Origin of the sequence: Halorussus aquaticus (genome assembly GCF_024218795.1) — an archaeon.
GTDB lineage: Archaea > Halobacteriota > Halobacteria > Halobacteriales > Haladaptataceae > Halorussus > Halorussus aquaticus.
Genome location: NZ_CP100400.1, coordinates 2,913,268 through 2,936,741, shown reverse-complemented (window position 1 = coordinate 2,936,741; position 23,474 = coordinate 2,913,268). Strand labels below are relative to the sequence as shown.

The following is a 23,474-nucleotide window of genomic DNA, read 5'->3' as shown; positions in this document are numbered from 1 at the left end:
TTTGCTCAAGCTTTTCACTCTCGGGTCCTAAGGACCCAAAAGTCAATGGACACGGAGCCGCCTACCGAACGTCTCGCCGACAGCGACATCGACTGGTGTTTCGACGCTGTGCAGGGCGTTTCGAGGACGTTCGCCATCACTATCGACGTGCTGGAAGAGCCGATGGCCTCGTACATCTGTGTCGGGTATCTGCTCTGTCGCGTCGCCGACACCGTCGAGGACGCCGGACACATCTCGCCCGACGAACAGGCGCGACTCCTCCGTCTGTACGACCGGGCGCTCGACCCCGACGACGAGGCGAGCATCGAGGAGTTCCGAACTGCAGTCGAACCGTGGCTTCCCGCCAACACCGACGAGGTCGATGCCGACGAAGACTGGGAGGTCGTCGCCGAGTCGCCCCGCGTCGTGGCCACCTTCCGGTCGCTCGGCGAGGACGCCCAGTCGGCCATCTATCCGCCCGTGAGCGAACTGGTCTGCGGGATGGCCGAGTTCGTCCAGCGATACGAGGACGACGGAGGACTCAGAATCGGCACCATCGACGAACTGGAGGAGTACTGCTGGTACGCCGCGGGGACGGTCGGCGAACTCATCACCAATCTGGTCGCCCAGGACGTGGACGACCGGCGCGCGGAGATTCTCCGGGCGAACGCGAGAGGGTTCGCACTGCTGCTGCAGTTGGTCAACGTCGCCAAGGACGTGTCCGACGACTTCCGCGAGGAGAACAACGTCTACCTCCCCGCGACGTGGCTCCGCGAACGCGGCGTCAGTCCGGCGAACGTCACGGCCCCGGAGAACCAGACCGCGGTCGCTGGCGTCATCCAGCGCGTGACTCGCCACGCGCGGGGGTACATGGACGACGCCCAGCGGTACCTCGAAGCCCTGCCGGAGTCGCGGGGCAACACCCTCGAAGCGTGGGCCATCCCGTTCCTGCTCGCGGTCGGCACCAGCCGCGAACTGCTGGAGCGACCGGAGGACGTCGTGCAGGAGGGCGGCGTGAAGATATCGCGCGCCGAGGTGATGGCGGTCATCCAACTGTTCCAGTCCGGCGGCGTCGAGCGCGAGAACATCGGCGAACTCCGTGCGCAGTTGGAAGAAGAACCGTACTCGCCGTCCTGAGAACGGTCGCCGCGGCCGTCCGAGACGACTCTCAGTACTCGTAGAAGCCCTTCCCCGTCTTCTTCCCGAGGTCGCCCGCGTCAACCTTCCGCTTGAGCAGGTAGGCCGGTTTGTAGCGGTCGCCCAACTCCTCGTGGAGCGTCTCGCTGGCGTCGAGACAGATGTCGAGTCCGATGTGGTCGGCGAGTTCGAGCGGTCCCATCGGGACGTTCGTGCCGAGTTTCATCCCCTTGTCGATGTCCTCCTTGGTGGCGACGCCCTCGTCGTAGGCGCGGATGCCTTCGTTGAGCCACGGCATCAGGATGCGGTTGGTGACGAACCCGGGTTTGTCGTCGGACTCCCACGTCTCCTTGCCGAGGTCCTCCGCGAACGCGTGGGCGAACTCGACCACCTCGTCGTCGGTCTTCTCGCCGACGACGACTTCGACGCCCGTCATCACCGGAACGGGGTTCATGAAGTGGAGACCGACGATTTGCTCCTCGCGCTCCGTCGCGGCGGCGATGGTCGTGATGGAGAGCGTGGAGGTGTTGGTCGCCAGCACCACGTCGTCGGGAATCGCCTCGTCGAGGTCGGCGAAGATGTCCTGTTTGACCGCCATGTCTTCGACGGCGGCCTCGACCACCACGTCGCAGTCCGCGAGGTCCGCGAGGTCGGTGGTGCCCGTGATACGCTCGGTCGCCGCCTCGGCCTCCTCCGCGGAGAGTTTCTCCTTGCTCACGAAGCGGTCGAGGCTGTCCTCGATGGTGTCGAAGCCGTTCTCGACGAACTCCTGCTTCACGTCGCGCATCACCACGTCGTAGCCCGACTGGGCGGCGACCTGCGCGATGCCGCTGCCCATCGTTCCCGCGCCGACGACGCCGATACTGTCGATGCTGTCGAGGTCCCGTACCATGTCCGGCAATTCTTGCGGTCGGGCCGTAAGCCTACCGAAGGGCGGCGGGTCACTCCAGCGACCGAACGACCGCGTCGCTGTCCGCGATTCGGGCGAACTCCCCCCGGAGGTGCGCCAGCGCGACTCGGTGGCTCAGGTCGGCCGGAATCTCCTCGCCGTCGGGTGCCTCGCGGTCGAAGGTCGCCGTGGCGTCGGAGACGACGACGGGTCGAAAGCCGAGGTTGTCGGCCATCCGGGTCGTCGTCGAGACGCAGTGGTCGGTCGTCAGTCCCGCGACCACGAGCGTCTCGCACTCGCGCTCGCGGAGCCACGACGCCAGTTCCGTGCCGACGAACGCGCTGTTGACCCGTTTGACGATTTCGACCTCCACACTTCCGTCGTCAGACTCACTGCCCCCGGACTCGGCCGGTTCGAGACCGGGCTTGAACGCGAACCCCTCGCGGTCACCTCGCAGCGGCGAATCGGTCTCCTGCGAATCGTGTCTGACGTGGACCACCGGCAGTCCCCTTCGACGCCACGCGTCGAGGAGGTCCCGCGCGCGTTCCTCCGCGTCGGGGTTGTTCCGGTCGCCCCACGACGGCGCGTCGAACCCGCGTTGGAAGTCCACGAGGATCAGCGCCGCGTCGTCGGGGAGTTCGGTAGTCACGCGTCCACCCCGGTAGGACGGTTCACCGTCGGGTGATTCCGGGTCGCTCGAATCGGGGATTTCCCGGGGACCCGCGTCTGGTCGCGCGGTCGGTCTACGGGCACGTGAGACCTGTATCCGTTCACGGCCGTTAGTCCTGAACGCGCGATTGTGTATGTTTCGCCGCGAGGCCACGGATAATTTCGTCCGTCGTTCTCGGAATTCGATTCGCCCCATGCAAAACATTCAAGCCGTGTCAGTGTGAGTCGGATACAAACTGGTGACGCCCCGTGAGCCAAAACGACGCCCCCGACGACGAATCGACTGACGGCGTGGCGGAGCTGACAGACATCCACTTCGTCGGCCCCGCGACCGCGGAGGTGCTGGCGGACGTGGAGTTCGACGCGACCGGTATCGTGGACAAGTCGGTCTCCTACGAGATGCTCGTCGAGGCGGGCGTGAACCCCGGCGTCGCCACCCGCCTCCGGAAGGAACACTCGCTGCACTGGTCGTTCGGCGGCAGCGACGAGAACGAGGACTCGCTCGAACGCCGCTCGGAGAAGGTCCGCGGACTGCAGGACAACGAGCGCGCGTGGGTCGCCGCGAGTAGCGGCGACTGGGAGTCGAACGAACCCGAGACGGCCGACGTGACGAGCGGCGACTGGACGCCGACCGGGGAGGCGTCCACCGACGGAAGCGGGGCCGCCGAGGAGGCCGAGGCCGCGTGGCGCGAACGGAGCAAACCCGACCCCGTGACCGACGTTCCCGGCGTTGATAAGCGGACTGCCGAAATCCTCGCCAACGGCGGCGTCACTTCCGTCCGGAGCCTCGCGACCGCCGACCCGGAACACGTCGCCGACTCGCTGGGACTCGACAGGGAGCGCGTCGCCGAGTGGCGCGACGCGGCCCGCGACCTCGCGTAGCTGTTTCTCGGTGCGATTCGTCACGGAGTATCGGTCAGCTTCGTCCGTTCGACAGTCGTTCGTGGTGTCGACTGGCGGGTCCCTCTCGACCGAGCCGGTGTCGCCCGGCGTTCGATTGCCGCGTTTCGACCACGGTCGCTGGATTTTAACTATCTAAGTAGTAATACTCTCTACGAGTATCCGGCGTCTCAGGGGATTCCTTACGCCCCGAAAACGGTTCTAAGGTAGTTTATGAAAATATGGGCCGACCATTAGACTCTTATACGATGTTATCGGAGATTGAAACGGATGATACCACTCGAAGACTCCCCGGTAACGCGCGACGGCAAGGCCCTCATCCTCGCTTACGACCACGGTCTGGAACACGGTCCCTCCGCGGACTTCGACTCGGTGCCCGAGACCCTCGACCCCGAGCAGGTCTTCGACATCGCCACCCACGACGCGGTCACGTCGCTGGCGGTCCAGAAGGGGGTCGCCGAGACCTACTACCCCTCCTACGACGACGACGTGAACCTGCTGGCGAAACTCAACGGGACCAGTAACCTCTGGATGGGCGAACCCCACTCGCCCCAGAACTGGTCGGTCGAGTACGCCGCGGAACTCGGCGCGGACGCGGTCGGCTACACCGTCTACTCCGGGTCGAACAACGAGAAGGACATGTACGAGGACTTCCGCGACGTGCAGGAGGAGGCCCACAGCGAGTACGACCTGCCGGTCGTCATGTGGTCGTACCCGCGCGGACAGGGACTGAAGAACGACACGAAGGAGAGCGTCATCGCCTACGCCACCCGCATCGCGCTCGAAATCGGCGCGGACATGGCGAAGGTGAAGTATCCCGGCAACCGCGAGTCGATGGAGTGGGCGGTCCGGTCGGGCGCGGAGATGCCGGTCGTGATGTCGGGCGGGTCGAAGGTCAGCGACTACGAGTTCCTCTCGAGCGTCGAGGCCGTCATGGACGCTGGCGGTGCCGGTCTCGCTGTCGGTCGGAACGTCTGGCAACGCGACGAACCCGAGCGCATCCTCGACGCGCTCGAACAGGTCATCTTCGAGGAAGCCACCGCCGACGAAGCGCTCGACGAATGAGCGACGCGGTTACCGAAGTCGTCGAGACCGTCGCTCGCGCGGCCCCCGAAGTTCGCGGCGGTCTCTCCGGCCGTCGGCGGAAGACCGACGCCGAGAACGCAAGCGGCGAGACCCAACTGGCCGCCGACGTCTGGGCCGACGAACTCCTCGCCGAGCGCCTGACCGCCATCGACGGCGTGAGTCAGTTCGCCAGCGAGGAGCGAGAGGACGTCCTCGAATGCGGAGAGAGCGGTGGGTACGCCGTCACCGTGGACCCCCTCGACGGCTCCTCGAATCTGAAGTCCAACAACTCGATGGGGACCGTCCTCGGGGTGTACGACGCGGAACTTCCCGCGAAGGGTTCCCACCTCGTCGCCGCGGCTTACGTCCTCTACGGCCCCATCACGACGATGGTCGTCGCACGCGACGGCGAGGTGACCGAGTACGTCGTCGAGGAGACCGACGAGGGAACCGCCGAGCGACGCGCGGTCCGCGAGGACGTGACGCTGCCCGACGACCCGACGGTCTACGGGTTCGGCGGGCGCGTCCCGGACTGGACCGACCGGTTCGCCGACTACGCTCGCGACGTCGAGGACGAACTCAAACTCCGGTACGGGGGTGCGATGATAGGCGACGTGAATCAGGTGCTGACCTACGGCGGCGTGTTCGCCTACCCCGAGTTGGAGTCCCGACCCGAGGGCAAACTGCGCCTCCAGTTCGAGGGCAACCCCATCGCGTACGTCGTGGAGTCGGCGGGCGGCGCGTCCTCGAACGGCGAGGAGTCGCTGCTGGACGCCGAGGCCGACGAAGTCCACCAGCGCACGCCGGTCTACGTCGGCAACGAGGAGCTAATCGAAAGGCTCGAATCGCGGTTCTGACCGGCCGACCCTGTCCGGGTTCTCTGGGGTCACCGGTCCGGGTGGTCTTCCAGTCGGAGAGTCTACCTTCAGTTCAGGACGTGGTTCGCGGCGATGCGGCTACCCGTGAGACAGGCGACCGTGCCGAGTCCCGGCCACGTCGTGTCCCCGGCCAGATAGAACCCGTCGATGCCGACGTCCTGCGGAACCGCGTTCTGGTTCGCGTTCGTCACCGTCTGTCGATAGCCGCCGATCGCTCCCCTCGGCCTGTTCGTGAACGCCTCGTACGTGACCGGCGTTCCGATTTCGTACACGACCGGGTCCGTGGCGAGGTCGGGGTACACCGTCCGAGCCACCGATATCAATCGCTCGCCCGCGTTCTCCTTCTTCAGTTCGTACTCCGATTCGTCGAGGTCGCGCCAAGGTTCGACCTCGCAGTGGGTGGAGAGGATGACCGCTCGATGACCGTCCGGGGCGCTCGTCGTGTCGCCCGGGGCCGAAACGGAGACGAACATGTTGTTCCCGTTCCCGAGCGGTTCGTCGTAGTCCTCCAGTATCTGGTGGTGCGTTACCTCGCGATGGGCGACCTCCTCTTCCGGGACGCCGAGCAGCGCGACGATGGCTCCGCCTTCGTGTCCGCGCAACCTCGAGACGTGTTCGTCCAGTCTGGTCCCGACGACGGAGGGCGCGATTCGCCTCGTCAGTTCGATGGGAACCGCGCTCACGACCTGATTCGCGCGATACCGCCCGGTGTCGGTGACCACTCGGAAATCGCTCTCCCGACCCGCGACCTCGGTGACCGTCTCCCCGGTCTCGACCGTCCCGCCCATCTCGACGTAGCGGTCCACGAACGCGGTCCAGAACCCGTACATCCCGCCGGTCGCTCTGCCGAGACCCGCCTTCCGGATGGTGACCCCGAGTACGGCGTTGAGCAGGGGTGCTTCGTCGAGCGTGGCGTGAACGGTGTCTTCGACCAGAACGGCGAGCATCTTCCGAAGCGCGACGTCGTCGTACACGCCGAACTTCTCGAGGGCGTCCTTCATCGTCCACCGGAGATATCGGACCAGCGGCAGGTTCGTCACCCCCACCGCCCGGCAGTTCCGGACGACGTCTCCGACGCTCTGGACCGGGAGTTTCACGTCCCGTCGAGTGATGTCCCAGAGCGTCTCGGATGTCCGGTCGAGGAACCGATAGAACTCCCGGTGGTTCGCGTCGTCGCCGAACGTGTCGCGCAGTTCGGCCCGCCACTTCTCCGGGTCGTGATAGAGCCTCACCGTCCGGTCGGGTAACCACAGGTCGTACGCGTCCTGAACGTCGATGTCGGGCGGCTCTAACCCGATCTGGTCGAGCAGTTGCCCGCCGATGCCGCCCGGTCCGAAGTCCACGAGCGTCGTCGCGCCGACGTCGAACGCGAAGCCGTCGCGACGGTAGTATCCCGCGCACCCGCCGACGTGGTCGTGTTGTTCGAGTACCACGGTCGATAGCCCCTCGGACTGCAACCGGGCCGCGGTACTCATGCCAGCGATGCCGCCTCCGACAATCGCCACGTCGAACTGGTGGTCGGTCACGCGTCACCCGCTCCTCGCGTCCGTGATTGCCGTCCTCGGTCTCTCACGGAGGAGGAGGAGTCGAACCCGGAACCACGGTTGTCTCTCATCGTTGTGACAGGTGTTCAAAACCGACACTCTTCAAACTGTCTACGCGTTCGGCGACTCACCTACCGATCGGTGCCCGCCGAGTTCTCGTTCCACTCGATGATACCGAGTCCCCTCCGTTTCCGACGACTCGTAATTCGGTCCGACGAATCCCGTCTCGACTCGATGTTGAATGACCGTCTGATACTGTCGTCTCGCCCGAAATTCTAGCTGAACCGATACGTTATTGTAATATCCGAGACGTCGGGACACGCATGGCTGACGACGCCGAACCGTTCGTCGGGAAGATAACGCAGAAAGCGATACTGTTCGGCCCGGACGGCGACGTTCTCGTCACTCGGGTCGGCGACCACTGGGAGCCACCCGGCGGGACCTTCGAGTTCGGGGAGACGCTCGTCGGCGGACTCCGACGAGAACTCCGCGAGGAACTCCACGTCGACGCTGCGGTCGGGCCACCAGTCGAGGCGGTGTACGGCGGGTGGCTCGACAGCGAGACCGCGGACCCGATGGTGACGCTCGTCTATCGGTGTGAAACCGACCAGCGCGGCGTCTCGCTGAATCACGAACACGACGATTACGAGTGGGTCACGGTCGAGACGGCGGCCGACCGACTCACCCCGCCGTTAGGTGAGCGATTTAGTCGCGCGATAGAGCGCGCGGCCGAACTCGACGACTCCGAACCGTTCGACGCCGTAGACGACCCTTATGCCGGGTCCGACGACACGGCCACCGAGGACGTGCTGGCGGAACTCGCCGCCGCGCGGGCCGCCGACGGACCCGAGGACCTCGAACTGGAGGAGTAATCGGGCGACCCGACCGCCGTGCCGTCTCTCGGATTCCGAAACAGTTGAGTAAGCCCGACCGACACCGCTGTCAACGTCGATGCAAAGCGTCCTCCACGCGTTCAAAGTCGGTCTCGCCCTGCTCGCCACCCTCGCCGTGGGAATCTGCGTCCACGAACTCCTCCACGTCGTCCCGCTCTCGCTGACCGACGCCGAGTACGCAGTTCACGTCCTCCCGTCGGGCGACGGGTCCTCGCTCCAGACGGCGTTGACTGGGGGTCTGGTACGCGTCGAGGTCACTCACCTGCCGGACGCGACGCCGGAGTGGCTGCTCCGCGGGAGCGCGCTCGCCCCGCTCCTGTTGGCGCTGCCGCTCGCGCTGGTCGCGGCGGGGGTCTTGCCGAACCCCCTCGCGGCGGACGACCACCTCCGGACTGCCGTACTCGTCGCGCTCACTGGCTGTGGCCTCCCGAGTCCGGCCGACTGGTCGGTGGTCTGGCACGGGTCCGACCTCGCCGAGAGCTAACTACGAGCGCGTCAAGAGTTCGTCTTCCCGCTTCGAGACTCACGGAGAATTTTCCAGCGCCCTCGACAGTCGAGCGCTCAGGCGCGCGACCTGCGGAAGTGGCCCACTGCGGCCCCGGCGAGACCGTAGAGACCGATGGAGACGCCTTTCGTCACCGCACCGTACCCCACTCCGAAGATGACGGTGACGAGAAAGCCGTCGAGTCGGACGGGCGCGACGAGGAGAGTGGCCGCGCCGCCGACCAGAAAGCCGAGTCCACCGGCGGCACCTGCGGTCGTCGCGAATCGGCCGAACTCCGCGGGGAGATCGACTCGCCGACCGGTCCGGTAACCGACCCACGCCACGACGACCGTCGAGAGCAGGAAGAGGACACCGCCGAGCAGGGCCACGCCGGGGCCGAGCGTGGCTAGCCTCGGTCCCTGCAACAGCGCCGGGGCGAGACTGTTCAGTTGACCGACCGCGCCGAGAACGACGCCGAGGAGAGCGAACGCGAGGGGGACTGTTCGGTCCATGGCGTTGCGGTGGGGTCGTAATGATATAAATCCAAGAGTAATCCGGGGGTATGAGGATGGTTCCCGCCGCGGAGAATGGAACTCGACGAGAGCGAGTCCGGGAACCGAGAACCGCGGAGCGTCACGGGCCGACCTCTACTCGCCGACCGGTTTCCGCCGACTCGTAGATGGCCTCGACCGCCTCCATGTCGGCCACGCTGTCGCGGCCGTCGGGGTCGGGTCGGGCGTCCGTCAGCACGCAGTGGGCGAAGTAGTCGAACTCCTCGGCCACCTCGTTGACGAACGGGCCGGTGTACTCGACGCGCTGGTCGCCGCGTTCGACGGTCAGCGTCGGGGCGATCTCGGAGTCGAACGCGGGAGCGAGTTCGGCCTGCCCCTCGGTGCCGACGAGTCGGAGGCGGTCGTCGGCCTGCGCGTGGTAACTCGCCGAACAGGAGGCGCTCCCGCCCTCGGGAAACTCCAACTGGAAGGCGACGTGCTCGTCCACCCCCTCGAACTGGTCGTGTGGCGTGGTGGTCGTCGCCCGGACCGCGACCGGTTCGGCGTCGAGCAGGAACCGGACCGCGTTCAGGGGGTAGACGCCCACGTCCATCAGCGCGCCGCCCCCGGCCATCTCGGGGTCGAGTCGCCACTGGTCGGGACCGCCCGCGTCGAGGATGTGGCCCGTGAACCAGCCGTGGAACGTCACCGGGTCACCGAGGACGCCGTCCCGGACCATCTCGCGGAGACGACGCATCGCGGGTTCGATCTGCGGGCGGTAGCCGACCATCAGGGTCACGCCCGCGTCCTCACAGGCCCGGACCATCTCGCGGGCGCGGTCCGCGCTCGTCTCGATGGGTTTCTCGCAGAGGACGTGCTTGCCGTGGTCGGCCGCGGTCCGGGCGTAGTCGAGGTGGAGCGCGTTCGGTCCCGCGACGTACACCGCGTCGAAGGCATCGGCGCCCTCGCCCGCTTCGAACTCGTCGTAGGTGAGGACGGTGCCGACGCCGTGCCGGTCGGCGACCGAGTCGGCCTTCTCGGGCGACCCGCTGTTCAGCGCCGTGACCTCGCAGAACCGCGTGCGGTCGGCAGCGGCGTCGCTTCGAGCACCGACGTTACTCGCGTCGCTCGCCAGCGCAGGCAGGACGTGCTCGCGGGCGAACCCGCCGAGTCCGAGCAGGGCGATTCGGACCGTCCCCTCCGCGGCGGTCTGCCAGTCGCGGGCCGCGAAGTTCCCGAAGTAGTCGTCGAGGTTCACGTCCGACTCGTCGGGCCGGACGCCGGAAAGCCTACCGGCGTCGCGTTCGGGCGGCGGCAAAATTCGCCAACCTAAAGGGAAAACTGTTTGAAATCGCTAACCGGAGTCATTCACATGAAAGTCCGCGTCAGCGACGGTGCGACCGACGAAGAGGCCTCCGCCATCGCGGAGGCGCTCGCCCAACACGTCCGCGACGAAGTGGAGGTGTTCGTGGGCGACGCCGATTCGCCCGCGGTCGTCCGGCGAGCGCCCGTCGCCGCGACGGCGTCAGACGGGTCCGCCGCGGAATCGACCGACGGGGCCAGCGACTCCGACGACCTCGGACCGACCGAGCGCGAGGAGGCGCTCTGGGCCGAAATCGAGGACATCGAGTTGGGCGGTCCCGAGAAGTACAAGCGGCGACTCGAAGAGCAGGGGAAACTGTTCGTCCGCGACCGCCTCGACCTCTGGTTCGGGGAGGACGGGATGCTGTTCGAGGACGGCAAGTTCGCCAACTTCGACGCGTGGCACTCCGACAGCCCCGAAGTAGACGCCGAGGACAACGACGACCGACTCCCCGGCGACGGTCTGCTCACGGGCGCGGCCGAGTTCGAGGGCCGCGAGGTCCACTTCATGGCGAACGACTTCACCGTCAAGGCGGGGAGCATGGCCGAGAAGGGCGTCGAGAAGTTCCTGCGGATGCAACAGCGCGCTCTGAAGTCCGGCAAGCCGGTCCTCTACCTGATGGACTCGTCGGGTGGGCGCATCGACCAGCAGACCGGGTTCTTCGCCAACCGCGAGGGCATCGGGAAGTACTACTACAACCACTCGATGCTCTCCGGGCGCGTCCCCCAGATATGCGTCCTCTACGGTCCCTGTATCGCCGGGGCGGCCTACACGCCGGTGTTCGCCGACTTCACCGTCATGGTCCGGGACATGTCCGCGATGGCCATCGCCTCCCCGCGGATGGTCCAGATGGTCACGGGCGAGGACATCGAGATGGAGGAACTCGGCGGTCCGGACGTTCACGCCAAGCACTCCGGCAGCGCCGACCTCGTGGCCGACGACGAGGAACACGCCCGCGAACTCGTCGCCGACCTCGTCTCCTACCTCCCGGACAGCGCCGACGAGAAGCCGCCGAAAACCGAGGGCAGGGAACCGCTGAAGTCCCCGAAGGGTATCGACTCCATCGTCCCGCAGGAACCGAACAAGGGCTACGACATGACCGACGTCATCGACCGCGTGGTGGACGAGGACTCCTACTTCGAACTCAAGTCGGAGTACGGCAAGGAGATCATCACCGCGTTCGCCCGCATCGACGGCCGTCCAGTCGGCATCGTCGCCAACCAACCCGCCCAGCGCGCGGGAGCCATCTTCCCCGACGCCGCCGAGAAGGCCGCGGAGTTCATCTGGACCTGCGACGCCTACGAGATTCCCCTGCTCTACCTGTGTGACACGCCCGGGTTCATGGCCGGGTCGCAGGTCGAGAAGGACGCCATCCTCGAAAAGGGCAAGAAGTTCATCTACGCCACGTCCTCCGCGACCGTCCCCAAGCAGACCGTCGTCGTCCGGAAGGCCTACGGCGCGGGCATCTACGCGATGGGCGGTCCTGCCTACGACCCCGAGAGCATCATCGGACTCCCCTCCGGCGAAATCGCGATAATGGGGCCGGAGGCGGCCATCAACGCGGTGTACGCCCGCAAACTCTCCGAAATCGACGACGAAGAGGAGCGCGCGCAGATGGAGCAGGAACTCCGCGAGGAGTACCGCGAGGACATCGACATCCACCGCATGGCGAGCGAAGTCGTCGTGGACGAAATCGTGCCGCCGAGCACGCTCCGGACCGAACTGGAGAACCGCTTCGAGTTCTACGAGGGCGTCGAGAAGGAACTGCCGGACAAGAAGCACGGCACGATTCTGTAGTCCGGCGGCTCCGCGGTCGCTCTGCCGACAGCCGTCGGGTCGCACACTTCCGACCCGCCGTCGCAGGTGTAACGCTTGCTGACGTAACGCTTGCAGATGTAGCCACAGCAGTTGCTCGTACAGTCGGCCTCGTAGACCACAATTGTGCGACGTTATCGCCGCGATAACGGTCGACGCGGTGTCCGACGTACTCGTCGTCCGAATCCGAATACTCGGTTCGCGGCGCGAAGGCGACCTATCGCTCGATTACCGCTCCCCGTCGAGAGCGAAGGAGCCGTATAACAATAGCTCGTCTCGTCGTCCGTTCGTCCGTGATTGGGCGCACCTCGCGCCGGTTCTCTCCATGAGTTCGGACGGACGCTACTGGCCGACGCTGACTCGCACGGGCCGACGGCGAGTGACCGCCGCGGTGGCGGACGTTTCGAGGACTGAGCGACTGCTCTGGCTTCTCGTGGCGGTCGCGCTCGTCGGGGACCTGCTCACCACGTACTACGGTCTCCAGATGGGGCTGTCGGAGTCGAACCCCGTCGCCCGCGCCGCCATCGAGACGTTCGGTTTCTCGGCGATGGTGGGTCTGAAACTGTTCGCGGTCGGGGTCGGACTGGGTTGTCGGCGACTCCTGCCCGACCGACACGGCCTGCTCGTGCCCGCAGGACTCGCAGTCCCGTGGACGGGAGCGGTCCTCGTCAACCTCACGCTGTACGCGATGGTGGTATGAGTCGGCGCGGACCCACCTCGCTCTCGTCTGGGCCGTCGCTGCTGTCCCCGACGACAACGTCGTCTCTCGTCTCGGCGGAGCCATCGTCCGCCCTCGCCGCCGAGTCCTCGCCGACCGCGAATCGGTTCGGTTCCGGTCGATAGCTTCGGGGCGACCGGACCGGTCACCGCGAGCTAATTGGCGGCGGTTCGATTCAACAGTCGGGACAGCACGTGGTCTGCTCGGGGTTGTCCACCTGACTGCAGCACGAACAGATGTTGCTGCCGGTATCACAGCAGTAACACGCACACCCGCAACTACTGCAATCCGGCGGACAATCCTGACAACACTTCGGGAAACAGGTGCCGTCGGGCGTCACCACCTGCTCGTCCTCGCTGATTTCGTCGTGGAGTCGGTCGAACTCCTGCATAGTCGGGTTCTCCACGGTCCGAACCCGCTCACCGTCGCGGACGACGTGAATCGCGTCGAGGTCTTCGGGGTCGATGAGCACCGGTTCGGCACTGGCGATACCGCTTCCGAGGCCGAGGACGCTTCCGGCCGCCACGCTCTTGACGAGTTGTCGCCGTTTCATGGCCAAGAGACGTTACGCACCATTATTACATAAGATTTTTCTAGAAATTAATTTATTTGGTCGGTGTTGCGGAGTCGCCTCGGACGGCCCGCTCACCGACGGTGTGACAGCCAACTGTTCCGGCGAGCCGATTCGACCCGGCCTCGGAGTGTCCGTCAGGCGTACTCGCGCTTGAGCGACAACACCGTCCGGTCGAACTCGCAGACCAGCGTCTCGCCGTCTCCCTCGGTACCTTCCTCGTCGCGGTTGACGACGAACGCCTCGACGCGCATCGTCACGACGCCGCGTTCCCCGTCGCTGGTCTCGCGCTTGTCGGTCACGGTCGACTGAGCGCGGACGGTGTCGCCGTGGAACACTGGGTTGGGATGCTCCACCTCGTCGTACGAGAGGTTGGCGACGATGGTCCCGTCGGTGGTGTCGGGAATCGAGAGTCCGACCGCCAGACTCATCGTGTAGAGTCCGTTGACCAACCGCTCGCCGAACTGCGTGTCCGCGGCGAACTCCGCGTCGAGGTGGAGCGGTTGCTGGTTCATCGTCATATCGCAGAACTGCTGGTTGTCGCTCTCGCTTATCGTCCGGCGCTTCTCGTGGTCGATGGTCTGGCCGACCTCGAACTCCTCGTAGTAGAGTCCGCTCATGGCCGAGAGGTCGGCGCGATTCGGCAAAAATCCCGCCGGTTCGGGCCGTCCGCTTCGGCCGCGACCGGGAGTAGGTCTCGCCTGAGGCCCAGTAATGGGAGCATAACAAAGGCTAACACGCGAATACGTCGGGGCGCAGTCAGTCACAGTCGAGGCTTACCATGTCTGAAGACGCAAGCCGGTTCGAGTGGGCGCGACCGCGAACAGGGGACGAAAGCGTCGGCTCGGCCACCGGACGCGAAACGGCGCAGGGGACGCCGCGGGGCGCGATGCCCTCGTCCGGTGGGTCGGACGCACGCGAGTCGCACGCGCGACCGTCGCGTCGGCGTCCGACGAACTCCGACGCACCGCACGACCGGCGACCGACGGACGACGGGACCGACCGGCGACTGTCGCCGGACCGGGTGCGATTCCGGTTTCGGGCCGACGGCCCGGCCGAAACTGCGCCCGTGGTCCGAGACGGGACGGTGTACCTCGGCTGTGCGAACGGCTGCACGTACGCATTCGACAGTGATAACGGGACGAAACGCTGGGCAGTCCGAGCGGGCGGTCGGGTCACCGGTCCTGCTCTCTCGGACGACGTGGTGTACACCGGAACGAGTCGCGGCACGGTCCTCGCGCTCGATGCGGCCACCGGCGACCCCCGGTGGCAGTTCACGGTCGATGGCGACGTACAGGCGTCTCCGGCAGTCGCCGACGGGACGGTGTTCGTCGCGGCCGACGACGGCCGCGTGGCCGCCCTCCACGCCCGAGACGGGTCCCCGCTCCGGACGTTTCGGAACGCCTCGCGGGCGCTGTGTGCGCTCGCCGTGGACGACGAGCGACTCCTCCTAGCGAGTCTCGACGGCGGCGCGTACGCCCACGACCGGACCGACGGCCGCGAGCGCTGGCGGTTCGTGCCCGACGTCGCAGTCCGCGGTGCGCCCGCGGTCGGCGACGAGACGGCGTACGTCGGGACGGTAGACGACGGCCGGGTGTACGCCGTCTCTGCGGTCACGGGACGCGAGAAGTGGCGCGCCGAGACCGGCGCGGGCGTGTGGGCGTCGCCGACGGTGGCCGACGGGACTGTCTTCGCGGCCAACGGAGACGGCTTCGTCTACGCCTTCGACGCCGCCGACGGGACGGTGGCGTGGCGGGCGGACCTCGGTGCGCGAATCTGGGCGTCGCCGACGGTGGCCGACGGGACAGTGTTCGTCGGTACGGACGCGGGAGCGGTGTACGGGATAGACGCCGCGGACGGGACGGTGCTGTGGTGGTACCGGGCGGACGACGTCGTGGTTGCCCCCGTGGCCGTCGCGGGCGAGACGGCCTACGTGGCCGACTGCGGCGGGACCGTCACTGCGCTTTCGCTCACTGACGCGAACTGAAGCGACCGACGAACGGGTCTCCGCGAGGTCGGCGAAACGCGTTACGGTGAAGCGAAAGAACGAGTCGGTCCGCTGGTGACCGGACGTTCCGGTCCGGCGCTACGGACGGGTTGTCGCTCCTGTTCGGCACTCGGTGCGCTTCTGTTGGCCAACACTACCTCAACAGATGCAGCAGTAACACGGGCACGCACACCCGTCTTTCACCAGACAACAGTCAGAGAGCGTCGCGTCGGTCTGGGACAGGGGCTTCTCGACTCGCTCGCCGGTCTCCTCCTCGACGACGGACACCATCGGGTCGTCGTCGAGTTCCTCGGGGTCGAACTCTCCCTCGGCGGTCGCGGCCGCGGCGACGCTCGTCGCGCCCAACGCCAGCAGGCCGGTCGATGCGGTGTTTCTGAGTAGCTTACGTCGTTTCATGACTGCATCCCCGGATACAGGATAAATTACAATAAATTATTCTATAATATAAACTAGGCTCGTTTCGTGCGTTCGATGCAAGCACCGACCGCCGCTCCGGCCGAATCCGCGGAGAGCGCTCTGCACTTCGTGAGCTATTCCACGAAGTTGAAAGCCCACGCCGTCGTTCCCACGCACATGCCACGACGAAGCCTACTGTTCACGCCGGGCGACCGCCCGGAGATGATGCGGAAAGCGCCGACCGCGGGGGCCGACGTCATCGCGTTCGATTTGGAGGACGCGGTCGCTCCCGGGAGCAAGGCCGACGCCCGAGAGTCGGTGCGGGCGGTCCTCTCCGACCCCGAGTTCTCGCCCGACTGCGAGGTCTGCATCCGGGTGAATCCGACGGGTATCGCCGCGGACGACGACCTCCGAGGCGTACTCGGCGACGGCGACGACGCGGCGGCGACGCTCGACGCGGTGATGCTCCCGAAGGCCGAGTCTCCCGCCGACGCCGAGACGCTGGCCGACCTGTTGGCCGAACACGACGCCGAAGTACCGATTATCGCGCTCGTGGAGACGGCCGCCGGAATCCTCGCCGCCGAAGACATCGCGGCAGTCCCCGAAGTGGACGCGCTGGCATTCGGCGCGGAGGACCTCGCGGCGGACATCGGCGCGACCCGGACCGACGAGGGAACCGAAGTCCTCCACGCACGCGAGCACGTCGTGCTGGCGGCCAGCGCCGCCGACGTGGACGCTATCGACACGGTGTACACCGACATCGAGGACGCGGAGGGTCTCCGCGAGGAGACCCGGTTCGCGGTCGAGTTGGGGTACGACGGGAAGATGGCGATTCACCCCGGACAGGTCGGGCCCATCAACGAGTCGTTCACGCCCGACCCCGAACGCGTCGAGTGGGCCGAGCGCGTACTGGCGGCAAAGGCGGAGGCCGACGCCGAGGGCCGGGGCGTCTTCCGCGTGGACGGCGAGATGATAGACTCACCGCTGATAGCGCAGGCCGAGCGCGTGCTGGCGTACGCCGAGGCCGCCGACCGAGACTGACCGCAGAAGCGGAGACGTTTCGTCTCTCGAACGGCCGACTATCAGGGCCAGAGACCGCGGGTCGTCTTGGCCTCGGCGATGCGCGACAGCGCGACGACGTAGGCGGCGTCGCGCCAACTTACGTCGCGGGCCTCGACTTCGCTCCGCACGTCGCCCCACGCCGAGAGCATGTGTTTCTCCAGTTCGTCGTTGACGCGTTCGAGCGACCACTGACGGCGGTTGATGTCCTGCAACCACTCGAAGTACGAGACGGTGACCCCGCCCGCGTTCGCGAGGATGTCCGGGATGACCTCGACGCCGTTCGCTTCGAGGATGGAGTCGGCGGCGAACGTGGTGGGTCCGTTCGCGCCCTCGACCACCACGTCGGCCTGCACGTCGTCGGCGTTGTCGGCGGTGATGACGTTACCGATAGCCGCAGGAATCAGCACGTCCACGTCAAGTTCGAGAATCTTCTCGTTCGAGAGTTCCTCGGGCGCGTCGTGGGTCATCACGGCCTCGGGTTCCTCCTCGTGGGAGGGGACCGCGTGCGTGTCGAGTCCGTCGGGGTCGTAGATGGCCCCGTTCACGTCGCTGACCGCGACCACGTTCGCGCCCCAGTCGTCGAGCAGGCGGGCCGCGTTCGCGCCGACCGACCCGAAGCCCTGCACGGCGATAGTGGTGTCTTCGAGGTCGTAGTCGTAGTAGTCCGCGGCCTCGCGAGCGATGATTGCGACCGAGCGACCGGGTGCCTCCTGACGACCCTCGCTCCCGCCGACGACCGGCGGTTTCCCGGTGACGACGCCGGGGATGGTCTCGCCCTCCTGCATCGAGTAGGCGTCCATGAACCACGCCATCGTCTGGGCGTCGGTTCCCATGTCGGGGGCCGGGATGTCCTTCTTCGGACCGACGAACTTGCGCAGTTCCTCGGCGAACCGGCGAGTGAGTCGTTCGGTCTCGTCGTCGCTCAGGTCCTTGGGGTCCACCACGATGCCGCCCTTCCCGCCGCCGAACGGCAGGTCCATCACGGCGCACTTCCACGTCATCCACATCGACAGGCCGACGCACTCCTGTTCGCTCACGTGGGGGTGGAAGCGCAGGCCGCCCTTGTACGGACCGCGCACGTCGTCGTGCTGAGCGCGGTACCCCGTGAACACTTCGACCGACCCGTCGTCTCGCTTCAGCGGGACTGCGACCCGGTGGACCTTCGTCGGGTGCTTGAGTCGCTCGATGACGCCCTCGTCCACGTCGAGGTGGGCCGCGGCGTGGTCGAGTTGCCGCCGCGCGGTTTCGAGCGCGGACTCCGGTTGTTCGGTCGTTTCGTCGCTACTCTTCTGGTCCGTGGTTTCGACAGTTCCTGAAGGCATGGTGTAGTCGTCACGTCGACTGCTCGACTCGTTTGTCGGGCCGTCTCCCCCGCCGTATTTCGCGGAGACCCCCGAATCCGACACGAGTCGTCGCGGCGACGCATCGTAGCCGTAGATTCCCGCAGGCGTATAAAATATTAATGCTATAGATTCATCTTAGGACCTTATACACACACTTACGCTGCCACGCAGATGGGGGATTGGTTAGACAAAACCGCGAAATTGCGGCCGGACGACGCCGCAAATAACGGTATCGTTCCGGAAACTGTATGAGTCGCTACGGAGAAATCGTAAGACGACGGTAGAGTTTACCACTCATGTCCGAGCAAGCAAATCCCTTCGAGAGTCTACAGGAACAGATAGACGACGCGGCCGAGTACATGAACGTCGGCGACGACGTGCTGAATCGGCTGAAACACCCCGAGCGCGTGTTAGAGACGAACCTCTCGGTCGAGACCGACGACGGTGACGTCGAGGTGTTCAAGGCGTTTCGGTCGGAGTTCAACGGCGACCGCGGTCCGTACAAGGGCGGCATTCGCTACCACCCGAACGTCTCGCGCGACGAGGTGAAGGCGCTGTCCGGGTGGATGGTCTACAAGTGCGCCATCGTGGACATCCCGTACGGCGGCGGGAAGGGCGGTATCATCATCGACCCCGACGACTACAGCGAGGACGAACTCGAACGCATCACCCGGTCGTTCGCCAAGGAGCTTCGACCGTTCATCGGCGTGGACAAGGACATCCCGGCCCCCGACGTGAACACGGGCCAGCGCGAGATGAACTGGATAAAGGACACCTACGAGACGCTGGAGAACACGACCGAACCCGGCGTCATCACCGGGAAGTCACCCGACAGCGGCGGGAGTGCGGGCCGCGTCGAAGCGACCGGACGCTCGACCATGCTCACCGCCCGCGAGGCGTTCGACTACCTCGACCGCGACATCGAGGGCGCGTCGGTCGCCGTGCAGGGGTACGGGAACGCCGGATGGATAGCGGCCAAACTCATCGACGAACTCGGCGCGAACGTCGTCGCCGTCTCGGACTCCAGCGGGGCCGTCTACAAGGAGGGCGGCTTCGACCCGGTAGACGTGAAGCACCACAAGAAAGAGACCGGCAGCGTCGCCGGATACCCCGGTGCGGACGACGAGTTCTCCAACGAGGACCTGCTGACGCTCGACGTGGACCTGCTCGTGCCCGCCGCGCTCGAAAACGCCATCGACGGCGACCTCGCGCGAGACGTGCAGGCAGACGTGGTAGTCGAGGCCGCGAACGGCCCGCTCACGCCCGAGGCGGACGACGTCCTCTCGGAGGCGGACACCTACGTCTTCCCCGACATCCTCGCGAACGCGGGCGGGGTCACCGTCTCGTACTTCGAGTGGGTCCAGAACCGTCAGCGGTTCCACTGGACCGAGGAGCGCGTCAACGAGGAACTCGAACGCATCATCACCGACGCCTTCGACAATCTGGTCGAGACCTACGAGGAGACCGGCGCACCCAACATGCGGACGGCCGCCTACGTGGTCGCCATCCAGCGCGTCGTCGATGCGTACGAAGAAAGCGGTAACTGGCCCTGAGACGACGGCCACTCCGCGCCGGATACATTTTCTTCCGAAGTAACGTATTTGACCGGCCCTTGACACCATCTCTGCAAAATCGGACGCTACCACGGATTTAGACTCTGAGACGGAGGTTCAGTCCTATTTTCAGCTGTGATAATGATATCGGGGTTTTATGTCCTACGTCCGAGAAAAGAAGGCCAGAAGAGAACCATGTTCGACATCGAAAACGGGCGGGTCGACCGCGGTCAGGTCGGCATCGGCACCCTCATCGTGTTCATCGCGATGGTGCTGGTCGCCGCAATCGCGGCGGGCGTCCTCATCAATACGGCGGGCTTCCTCCAGACGAAGTCCGAGCAGACAGGCGAGGAATCGACGGCACAGGTAACCAACCGCGTAAACGTCGTCAGTACGACCGGGACCGTCGGTAACGACGATTCGATCCACACCGTGGACTTGACGGTGATGAAGAGTTCGGGGTCCGGCCACGTGAACCTCTCGACCGCCACGGTCGAGTGGCTCGGTCCCGACAACGCGGCGATTCTGACGAAGGGCGACACCGCGACCGACACCAACTTCAGCGTCACGGCGATCAAGGACATCGGCGACACCGCGCCGGTCCTCGTCGATCAGGCCGACAGGTTCCGAGTCACGCTCGACGCCACGCAACTGACGGACAAGTCCCACGGTCTCAAGGAGAGCGAGGACTTCACCATCAAAATCGTCACCTCCGCGGGTGCGGTCACGTACCAGCACAGTGTGCCCCAGACGCTGACCGACCAGAAGGCAGTGCAGTTGTAGGCCGCAGTGCGTTTCCGTTTTTACTTCTCCTTTCCCGGGCGAATAGTAGTACCGCCGGACGGCAACCCGTTCTGAGATACCGAGTTACCAGACGTAACTGGTCGAACGGATACAGTCGCCTCAATAGTGGTTTCTTGGTCGAAAACGCCGACAACGTTTCTAATCGGCTCGTTTCCACGAGGACGCAGACGTTCAGAGACCGAGTTCGCGACCGATGACGAGATGCTGGATTTCGCTGGTTCCCTCTCCGATTTCCATCAGTTTCGCGTCGCGGAAGAACCGCTGGGGCGCGAAGTCCTCGGTGTATCCGTACCCGCCGAGGGTCTGGACTGCCTCCTCGGCTACTTCCCGAGCGGCCTCGCTGGCGTCGAGTTTGGCGAGGGCGCTCTCGTGACTGACCGACTCGCCCTGATCGTACTTCCACGCCGCCCGGTGGGTCAGCAGGCGGGCGCGCTCGATTTTGCGGTCCATCGAGACGACCTTGTTGCGAATGGCGTCGAACTTCGATATCGGCTGCCCGAACTGCTCGCGCTCCTTGCTGTACTCCTTGGCGGCCTCGTACGCGCCCTGCGCGAGACCCGTCGAGAGCGCCGCGATGGAGATGCGGCCGCCGTCGAGGGTCTTCTTCGTCTGGTCCCAACCGTCGCCCTCCTCCCCGAGCAGGCGGTCCTCCGGGAGACGGACGTTATCGAGTTTGATCTCGCAGGTCGGCGAGGCGTTCAGCCCCATCTTGTCCCAGACGGTCGTGACCTCGAAGCCGTCGTCCTCCTCGGGGTCCACGATGAACGTCGAGATGCCGTCGTAGCCCGCGTCGGAGTCGGTGACGGCCTTGACGAGGACCGACCCGGCGACGTTGGCGTTGGTGATGAACTGCTTCGTGCCGTTCAGTACCCACTCGTCGCCCTCCTTTTCGGCCATCGTGTCCATGTCGCTGGCGTCCGACCCGCTCCCGGGTTCGGTCAGCGCCCACGACCCGAGGTACTCGCCCTCCGCGAGCGGGCGGAGCCACCGTTCCTTCTGCTCGTCGGTGCCGAACAGTTCGATTGGCTTGGAGGCCAGCGAGACGTGCGCGGCGTACGAGAGACCGATGGAACCCGAGACTCTGCCGAGTTCCTCGGTGACGAGCGCGTACAGCAACTGGTCGCCGCCCAGTCCGCCGTACTCCTCGCTGACGGGCACGCCCATCATGTCGAGGTCGGCGAGTTGGTCGAAGATTTCCTCGGGGAAGCGGTGTTCGTCCTCGATGTCCTGCGCGATGGGTTCTATCTCCTCGTCGCAGAACCGACGCACCTCGTCCCGAATCATCTGATGTTCGTCGGGAAGGCTGAAATCCATACGCAATTTTTGCGCGAGTGGCGATATAAAATCTCCGAACCCACACACAGGTTTCGGCCGCCGACACCGCCGAAACGCTGTTATCGTCCTTCGTCGTATCCCGCCCTCGTGAACGTTCGTACGCCGACTCGCGCCCTCCTCGGCGTCGTCGCCCTCGGACTCGTCGTCGCGCTAGCGTCGGGGTTCGTGACCGCCGGAGTATCTCCGAACGAGCAGTACGACCGGTCGGCCGACCGGCAGGCGGGAGCGCGCGAGCGCGTCGTCGGTTCCCGGTCGGGCGTCACCGTCGTCACGGTCCAGCGCGGCGATATGCGCGACCTGTCGGGCGAAATCGTCGCGTTTCGTTCCAACGGAACCGTCCTCTACCACTCCGACCGATACAGTTCCTATTGGGACGTGGACCCGACTCCCAACCGCACTCGCACGGTCACCTACGTCGCCACGAAGTGGCTCAACGAGTCGGTCTGCGGCGGTGGCCCCCTCCTCGAAGACCGGGGCGACTGCCGCCGGAACGTGGTCGAGCGTCTGAACCTGACAACCGGCGAGCGCACACGACTCTACAGCCACCGGATGGAGGGCGGTCGATGGCACGACGCGGACGTGATTAACGACACCCACGTTCTCGTCGGCGACATCGGCAACGAGGCGGCGTTCGTCGTCAACACGTCCTCGGGCGTGCGCGAGTGGACGTGGACCGCCGAGAGCGACCTGCCGATAACCAGCGGCGGGAGCTACGACGAGGACTGGGTCCACCTCAACGACGTGGAGATGCTCCGCGACGGCCGGGTCATGGTGGACCTGCGGAATCAGGACAGAGTGGCCTTCCTCGACCGGAGCCGCGGTATCGTCGGCAACTGGACTCTCGGAAGCGAGAACGACTACAGCGTCCTCCGCGAACAGCACAACCCGGACTACCTCCCGGCGTCCGCGGGCGGTCCGGCGGTCGTGGTCGCCGACTCCGAGAACGACCGCCTCGCGGAGTACCGGCGAACCGGCGAGAACGGAACCGAGGCCGGGTGGGAGCGAACGTGGGTCTGGTCCGACGACCGGATGCAGTGGCCCCGCGACGCCGACCGCCTGCCCAACGGCCACACGCTCGTCACCGACACCATCGGCGACCGCGTGTTCGAGATCGACCGACAGGGCGAAATCGCGTGGACGCTCCCGATAGACCGGGCCTACGAGGCCGAACGCCTCGGGACCGGCGACGAGAGCGCGGGCGGACCGAGCGCCACGAAGGCGGGCCTCCGCTCCCATACCTCGGTGAGTACCGACGGCGTCGCCGACCGCTTCGAGGAGGCGGTGCGCGGAGTGGTCCCAATCGGGGTTCAGAACGGTCTGCTGGGCTACTTCTTCCCGTGGTGGATGGGGTTCTACGACGTGCTGGCGGCGCTCGCGCTAGCCGGTCTGCTCGGAGTGTGGGGTGGTCTGGAGGTGTGGTGGTCGTCGGTCACCGTCTCCGTCCGGTCGTGGCTCGGAACCGACTCGCTTCCGTCGCTCCGGTCGATTCTGTTCCTGACGGCACTGGCAGTCCTCGGCTACGTCGCGTCGGTCGTCGCCTCGCTGGTCTGACTCCGGGTCGGAACCGACACGGGCAA

At 65.9% G+C, this 23,474-nt stretch carries 23 protein-coding genes; 13 read left to right on the top strand and 10 right to left on the bottom strand.

Going from position 1 to position 23,474, the window contains the following annotated elements; all coding sequences use genetic code 11:
* Nucleotides 1-45 precede the first annotated feature (45 nt).
* The gene (locus NGM06_RS15115; protein WP_254267759.1) at nucleotides 46-1,116 is read left to right on the top strand and encodes a phytoene/squalene synthase family protein; all 1,071 of its coding nucleotides are present in this window, start codon (nucleotides 46-48) and stop codon (nucleotides 1,114-1,116) included.
* Nucleotides 1,117-1,147: 31 nt separating this feature from the next.
* On the opposite strand, the gene NGM06_RS15110 is transcribed toward NGM06_RS15115, so the two are convergent.
* Both NGM06_RS15110 and NGM06_RS15105 read right to left on the bottom strand, forming a co-directional pair.
* Nucleotides 1,148-2,008, bottom strand: a complete 861-nt coding sequence (locus tag NGM06_RS15110) for a 3-hydroxyacyl-CoA dehydrogenase family protein (protein ID WP_254267758.1) — start codon at nucleotides 2,006-2,008, stop codon at nucleotides 1,148-1,150.
* Between the two features lie 49 nt (nucleotides 2,009-2,057).
* Nucleotides 2,058-2,654 (bottom strand): cysteine hydrolase family protein, encoded by a 597-nt coding sequence (locus NGM06_RS15105; protein WP_254267757.1) that lies wholly within the window; start codon nucleotides 2,652-2,654, stop codon nucleotides 2,058-2,060.
* 269 nt (nucleotides 2,655-2,923) lie between these two features.
* On the opposite strand from NGM06_RS15105, the gene NGM06_RS15100 reads away from it, so the two are divergent.
* From NGM06_RS15100 to NGM06_RS15090, 3 genes are all read left to right on the top strand, one after another.
* Nucleotides 2,924-3,556, top strand: coding sequence for a helix-hairpin-helix domain-containing protein (locus tag NGM06_RS15100; protein ID WP_254267756.1), 633 nt, complete (start codon nucleotides 2,924-2,926; stop codon nucleotides 3,554-3,556).
* Between the two features lie 288 nt (nucleotides 3,557-3,844).
* Nucleotides 3,845-4,639, top strand: coding sequence for a class I fructose-bisphosphate aldolase (locus NGM06_RS15095; protein WP_254267755.1), 795 nt, complete (start codon nucleotides 3,845-3,847; stop codon nucleotides 4,637-4,639).
* Nucleotides 4,636-5,496 (top strand): class 1 fructose-bisphosphatase, encoded by an 861-nt coding sequence (locus tag NGM06_RS15090; protein ID WP_254267754.1) that lies wholly within the window; start codon nucleotides 4,636-4,638, stop codon nucleotides 5,494-5,496. Before NGM06_RS15095 ends, NGM06_RS15090 begins: the two co-directional genes overlap by 4 nt.
* Nucleotides 5,497-5,564: 68 nt before the next feature.
* Here NGM06_RS15090 and NGM06_RS15085 read toward each other — a convergent pair whose 3' ends face one another.
* A complete protein-coding gene (locus NGM06_RS15085) occupies nucleotides 5,565-7,043 on the bottom strand; it encodes a phytoene desaturase family protein (RefSeq protein ID WP_254267753.1) in 1,479 nt (492 codons plus the stop codon).
* A gap of 341 nt (nucleotides 7,044-7,384) precedes the next feature.
* Here NGM06_RS15085 and NGM06_RS15080 point away from each other — a divergent pair, with 341 nt between their 5' ends.
* Together NGM06_RS15080 and NGM06_RS15075 are read left to right on the top strand one after the other, a co-directional pair.
* Nucleotides 7,385-7,933, top strand: a complete 549-nt coding sequence (locus NGM06_RS15080; protein ID WP_254267752.1) for an NUDIX domain-containing protein — start codon at nucleotides 7,385-7,387, stop codon at nucleotides 7,931-7,933.
* Nucleotides 7,934-8,012: 79 nt separating this feature from the next.
* On the top strand, nucleotides 8,013-8,438 hold the full coding sequence (locus tag NGM06_RS15075; RefSeq protein WP_254267751.1) for a hypothetical protein: 426 nt from the start codon (nucleotides 8,013-8,015) through the stop codon (nucleotides 8,436-8,438).
* 77 nt (nucleotides 8,439-8,515) lie between these two features.
* Here NGM06_RS15075 and NGM06_RS15070 read toward each other — a convergent pair whose 3' ends face one another.
* Nucleotides 8,516-8,950, bottom strand: coding sequence for a hypothetical protein (locus NGM06_RS15070; RefSeq protein WP_254267750.1), 435 nt, complete (start codon nucleotides 8,948-8,950; stop codon nucleotides 8,516-8,518).
* 121 nt (nucleotides 8,951-9,071) lie between these two features.
* Nucleotides 9,072-10,247: a D-xylose 1-dehydrogenase Gfo6 gene (gene gfo6 / locus NGM06_RS15065; RefSeq protein ID WP_254267749.1), complete on the bottom strand. Its 1,176-nt coding sequence runs from the start codon at nucleotides 10,245-10,247 to the stop codon at nucleotides 9,072-9,074.
* A gap of 54 nt (nucleotides 10,248-10,301) precedes the next feature.
* On the opposite strand from gfo6, the gene NGM06_RS15060 reads away from it, so the two are divergent.
* The gene (locus tag NGM06_RS15060; protein ID WP_254267748.1) at nucleotides 10,302-12,089 is read left to right on the top strand and encodes an acyl-CoA carboxylase subunit beta; all 1,788 of its coding nucleotides are present in this window, start codon (nucleotides 10,302-10,304) and stop codon (nucleotides 12,087-12,089) included.
* Between the two features lie 343 nt (nucleotides 12,090-12,432).
* Nucleotides 12,433-12,807 carry a DUF5658 family protein gene (locus tag NGM06_RS15055; RefSeq protein ID WP_254267747.1) on the top strand — a complete coding sequence of 125 codons (375 nt, stop codon included), beginning with the start codon at nucleotides 12,433-12,435 and terminating at the stop codon, nucleotides 12,805-12,807.
* A 193-nt stretch (nucleotides 12,808-13,000) separates the two neighbouring features.
* Here NGM06_RS15055 and NGM06_RS15050 read toward each other — a convergent pair whose 3' ends face one another.
* Complete coding sequence (locus NGM06_RS15050; RefSeq protein WP_254267746.1) at nucleotides 13,001-13,378, bottom strand: hypothetical protein; 378 nt, start codon at nucleotides 13,376-13,378, stop codon at nucleotides 13,001-13,003.
* A gap of 155 nt (nucleotides 13,379-13,533) precedes the next feature.
* A complete protein-coding gene (locus NGM06_RS15045) occupies nucleotides 13,534-14,016 on the bottom strand; it encodes a MaoC family dehydratase (RefSeq protein ID WP_254267745.1) in 483 nt (160 codons plus the stop codon).
* A gap of 161 nt (nucleotides 14,017-14,177) precedes the next feature.
* On the opposite strand from NGM06_RS15045, the gene NGM06_RS15040 reads away from it, so the two are divergent.
* A complete protein-coding gene (locus NGM06_RS15040; RefSeq protein WP_254267744.1) occupies nucleotides 14,178-15,383 on the top strand; it encodes an outer membrane protein assembly factor BamB family protein in 1,206 nt (401 codons plus the stop codon).
* Nucleotides 15,384-15,542: 159 nt separating this feature from the next.
* On the opposite strand, the gene NGM06_RS15035 is transcribed toward NGM06_RS15040, so the two are convergent.
* Nucleotides 15,543-15,800, bottom strand: coding sequence for a hypothetical protein (locus NGM06_RS15035; RefSeq protein ID WP_254267743.1), 258 nt, complete (start codon nucleotides 15,798-15,800; stop codon nucleotides 15,543-15,545).
* A 177-nt stretch (nucleotides 15,801-15,977) separates the two neighbouring features.
* On the opposite strand from NGM06_RS15035, the gene NGM06_RS15030 reads away from it, so the two are divergent.
* A complete protein-coding gene (locus tag NGM06_RS15030) occupies nucleotides 15,978-16,841 on the top strand; it encodes an HpcH/HpaI aldolase/citrate lyase family protein (RefSeq protein ID WP_254267742.1) in 864 nt (287 codons plus the stop codon).
* A 41-nt stretch (nucleotides 16,842-16,882) separates the two neighbouring features.
* On the opposite strand, the gene gdhB is transcribed toward NGM06_RS15030, so the two are convergent.
* On the bottom strand, nucleotides 16,883-18,184 hold the full coding sequence (gdhB, locus tag NGM06_RS15025; RefSeq protein ID WP_254267741.1) for a glutamate dehydrogenase GdhB: 1,302 nt from the start codon (nucleotides 18,182-18,184) through the stop codon (nucleotides 16,883-16,885).
* Between the two features lie 317 nt (nucleotides 18,185-18,501).
* Here gdhB and NGM06_RS15020 point away from each other — a divergent pair, with 317 nt between their 5' ends.
* Both NGM06_RS15020 and NGM06_RS15015 read left to right on the top strand, forming a co-directional pair.
* Entirely contained in the window at nucleotides 18,502-19,758 is a 1,257-nt protein-coding gene (locus NGM06_RS15020) for a Glu/Leu/Phe/Val family dehydrogenase (protein ID WP_254267740.1), read from the top strand.
* Nucleotides 19,759-19,953: 195 nt separating this feature from the next.
* Entirely contained in the window at nucleotides 19,954-20,541 is a 588-nt protein-coding gene (locus NGM06_RS15015; protein ID WP_254267739.1) for a flagellin, read from the top strand.
* 192 nt (nucleotides 20,542-20,733) lie between these two features.
* On the opposite strand, the gene NGM06_RS15010 is transcribed toward NGM06_RS15015, so the two are convergent.
* Nucleotides 20,734-21,876 (bottom strand): acyl-CoA dehydrogenase family protein, encoded by a 1,143-nt coding sequence (locus tag NGM06_RS15010; protein WP_254267738.1) that lies wholly within the window; start codon nucleotides 21,874-21,876, stop codon nucleotides 20,734-20,736.
* Nucleotides 21,877-21,984: 108 nt separating this feature from the next.
* Here NGM06_RS15010 and NGM06_RS15005 point away from each other — a divergent pair, with 108 nt between their 5' ends.
* Nucleotides 21,985-23,448 carry an arylsulfotransferase family protein gene (locus NGM06_RS15005; protein ID WP_254267737.1) on the top strand — a complete coding sequence of 488 codons (1,464 nt, stop codon included), beginning with the start codon at nucleotides 21,985-21,987 and terminating at the stop codon, nucleotides 23,446-23,448.
* The last annotated feature ends 26 nt before the right edge of the window (nucleotides 23,449-23,474 follow it).

Excerpts from the sequence above, each read along its gene's own strand:
- NGM06_RS15115 (WP_254267759.1), top strand. The coding sequence starts at position 46 with ATGGACACGGAGCCGCCTACCGAACGTCTCGCCGACAGCGACATCGAC.
- NGM06_RS15110 (WP_254267758.1), bottom strand. The coding sequence starts at position 2,008 with ATGGTACGGGACCTCGACAGCATCGACAGTATCGGCGTCGTCGGCGCG.
- NGM06_RS15095 (WP_254267755.1), top strand. The coding sequence starts at position 3,845 with ATGATACCACTCGAAGACTCCCCGGTAACGCGCGACGGCAAGGCCCTC.
- NGM06_RS15090 (WP_254267754.1), top strand. The coding sequence starts at position 4,636 with ATGAGCGACGCGGTTACCGAAGTCGTCGAGACCGTCGCTCGCGCGGCC.
- NGM06_RS15080 (WP_254267752.1), top strand. The coding sequence starts at position 7,385 with ATGGCTGACGACGCCGAACCGTTCGTCGGGAAGATAACGCAGAAAGCG.
- NGM06_RS15075 (WP_254267751.1), top strand. The coding sequence starts at position 8,013 with ATGCAAAGCGTCCTCCACGCGTTCAAAGTCGGTCTCGCCCTGCTCGCC.
- NGM06_RS15070 (WP_254267750.1), bottom strand. The coding sequence starts at position 8,950 with ATGGACCGAACAGTCCCCCTCGCGTTCGCTCTCCTCGGCGTCGTTCTC.
- NGM06_RS15060 (WP_254267748.1), top strand. The coding sequence starts at position 10,302 with ATGAAAGTCCGCGTCAGCGACGGTGCGACCGACGAAGAGGCCTCCGCC.
- NGM06_RS15055 (WP_254267747.1), top strand. The coding sequence starts at position 12,433 with ATGAGTTCGGACGGACGCTACTGGCCGACGCTGACTCGCACGGGCCGA.
- NGM06_RS15050 (WP_254267746.1), bottom strand. The coding sequence starts at position 13,378 with ATGAAACGGCGACAACTCGTCAAGAGCGTGGCGGCCGGAAGCGTCCTC.
- NGM06_RS15045 (WP_254267745.1), bottom strand. The coding sequence starts at position 14,016 with ATGAGCGGACTCTACTACGAGGAGTTCGAGGTCGGCCAGACCATCGAC.
- NGM06_RS15040 (WP_254267744.1), top strand. The coding sequence starts at position 14,178 with ATGTCTGAAGACGCAAGCCGGTTCGAGTGGGCGCGACCGCGAACAGGG.
- NGM06_RS15035 (WP_254267743.1), bottom strand. The coding sequence starts at position 15,800 with ATGAAACGACGTAAGCTACTCAGAAACACCGCATCGACCGGCCTGCTG.
- NGM06_RS15030 (WP_254267742.1), top strand. The coding sequence starts at position 15,978 with ATGCCACGACGAAGCCTACTGTTCACGCCGGGCGACCGCCCGGAGATG.
- gdhB (WP_254267741.1), bottom strand. The coding sequence starts at position 18,184 with ATGCCTTCAGGAACTGTCGAAACCACGGACCAGAAGAGTAGCGACGAA.
- NGM06_RS15020 (WP_254267740.1), top strand. The coding sequence starts at position 18,502 with ATGTCCGAGCAAGCAAATCCCTTCGAGAGTCTACAGGAACAGATAGAC.
- NGM06_RS15015 (WP_254267739.1), top strand. The coding sequence starts at position 19,954 with ATGTTCGACATCGAAAACGGGCGGGTCGACCGCGGTCAGGTCGGCATC.
- NGM06_RS15010 (WP_254267738.1), bottom strand. The coding sequence starts at position 21,876 with ATGGATTTCAGCCTTCCCGACGAACATCAGATGATTCGGGACGAGGTG.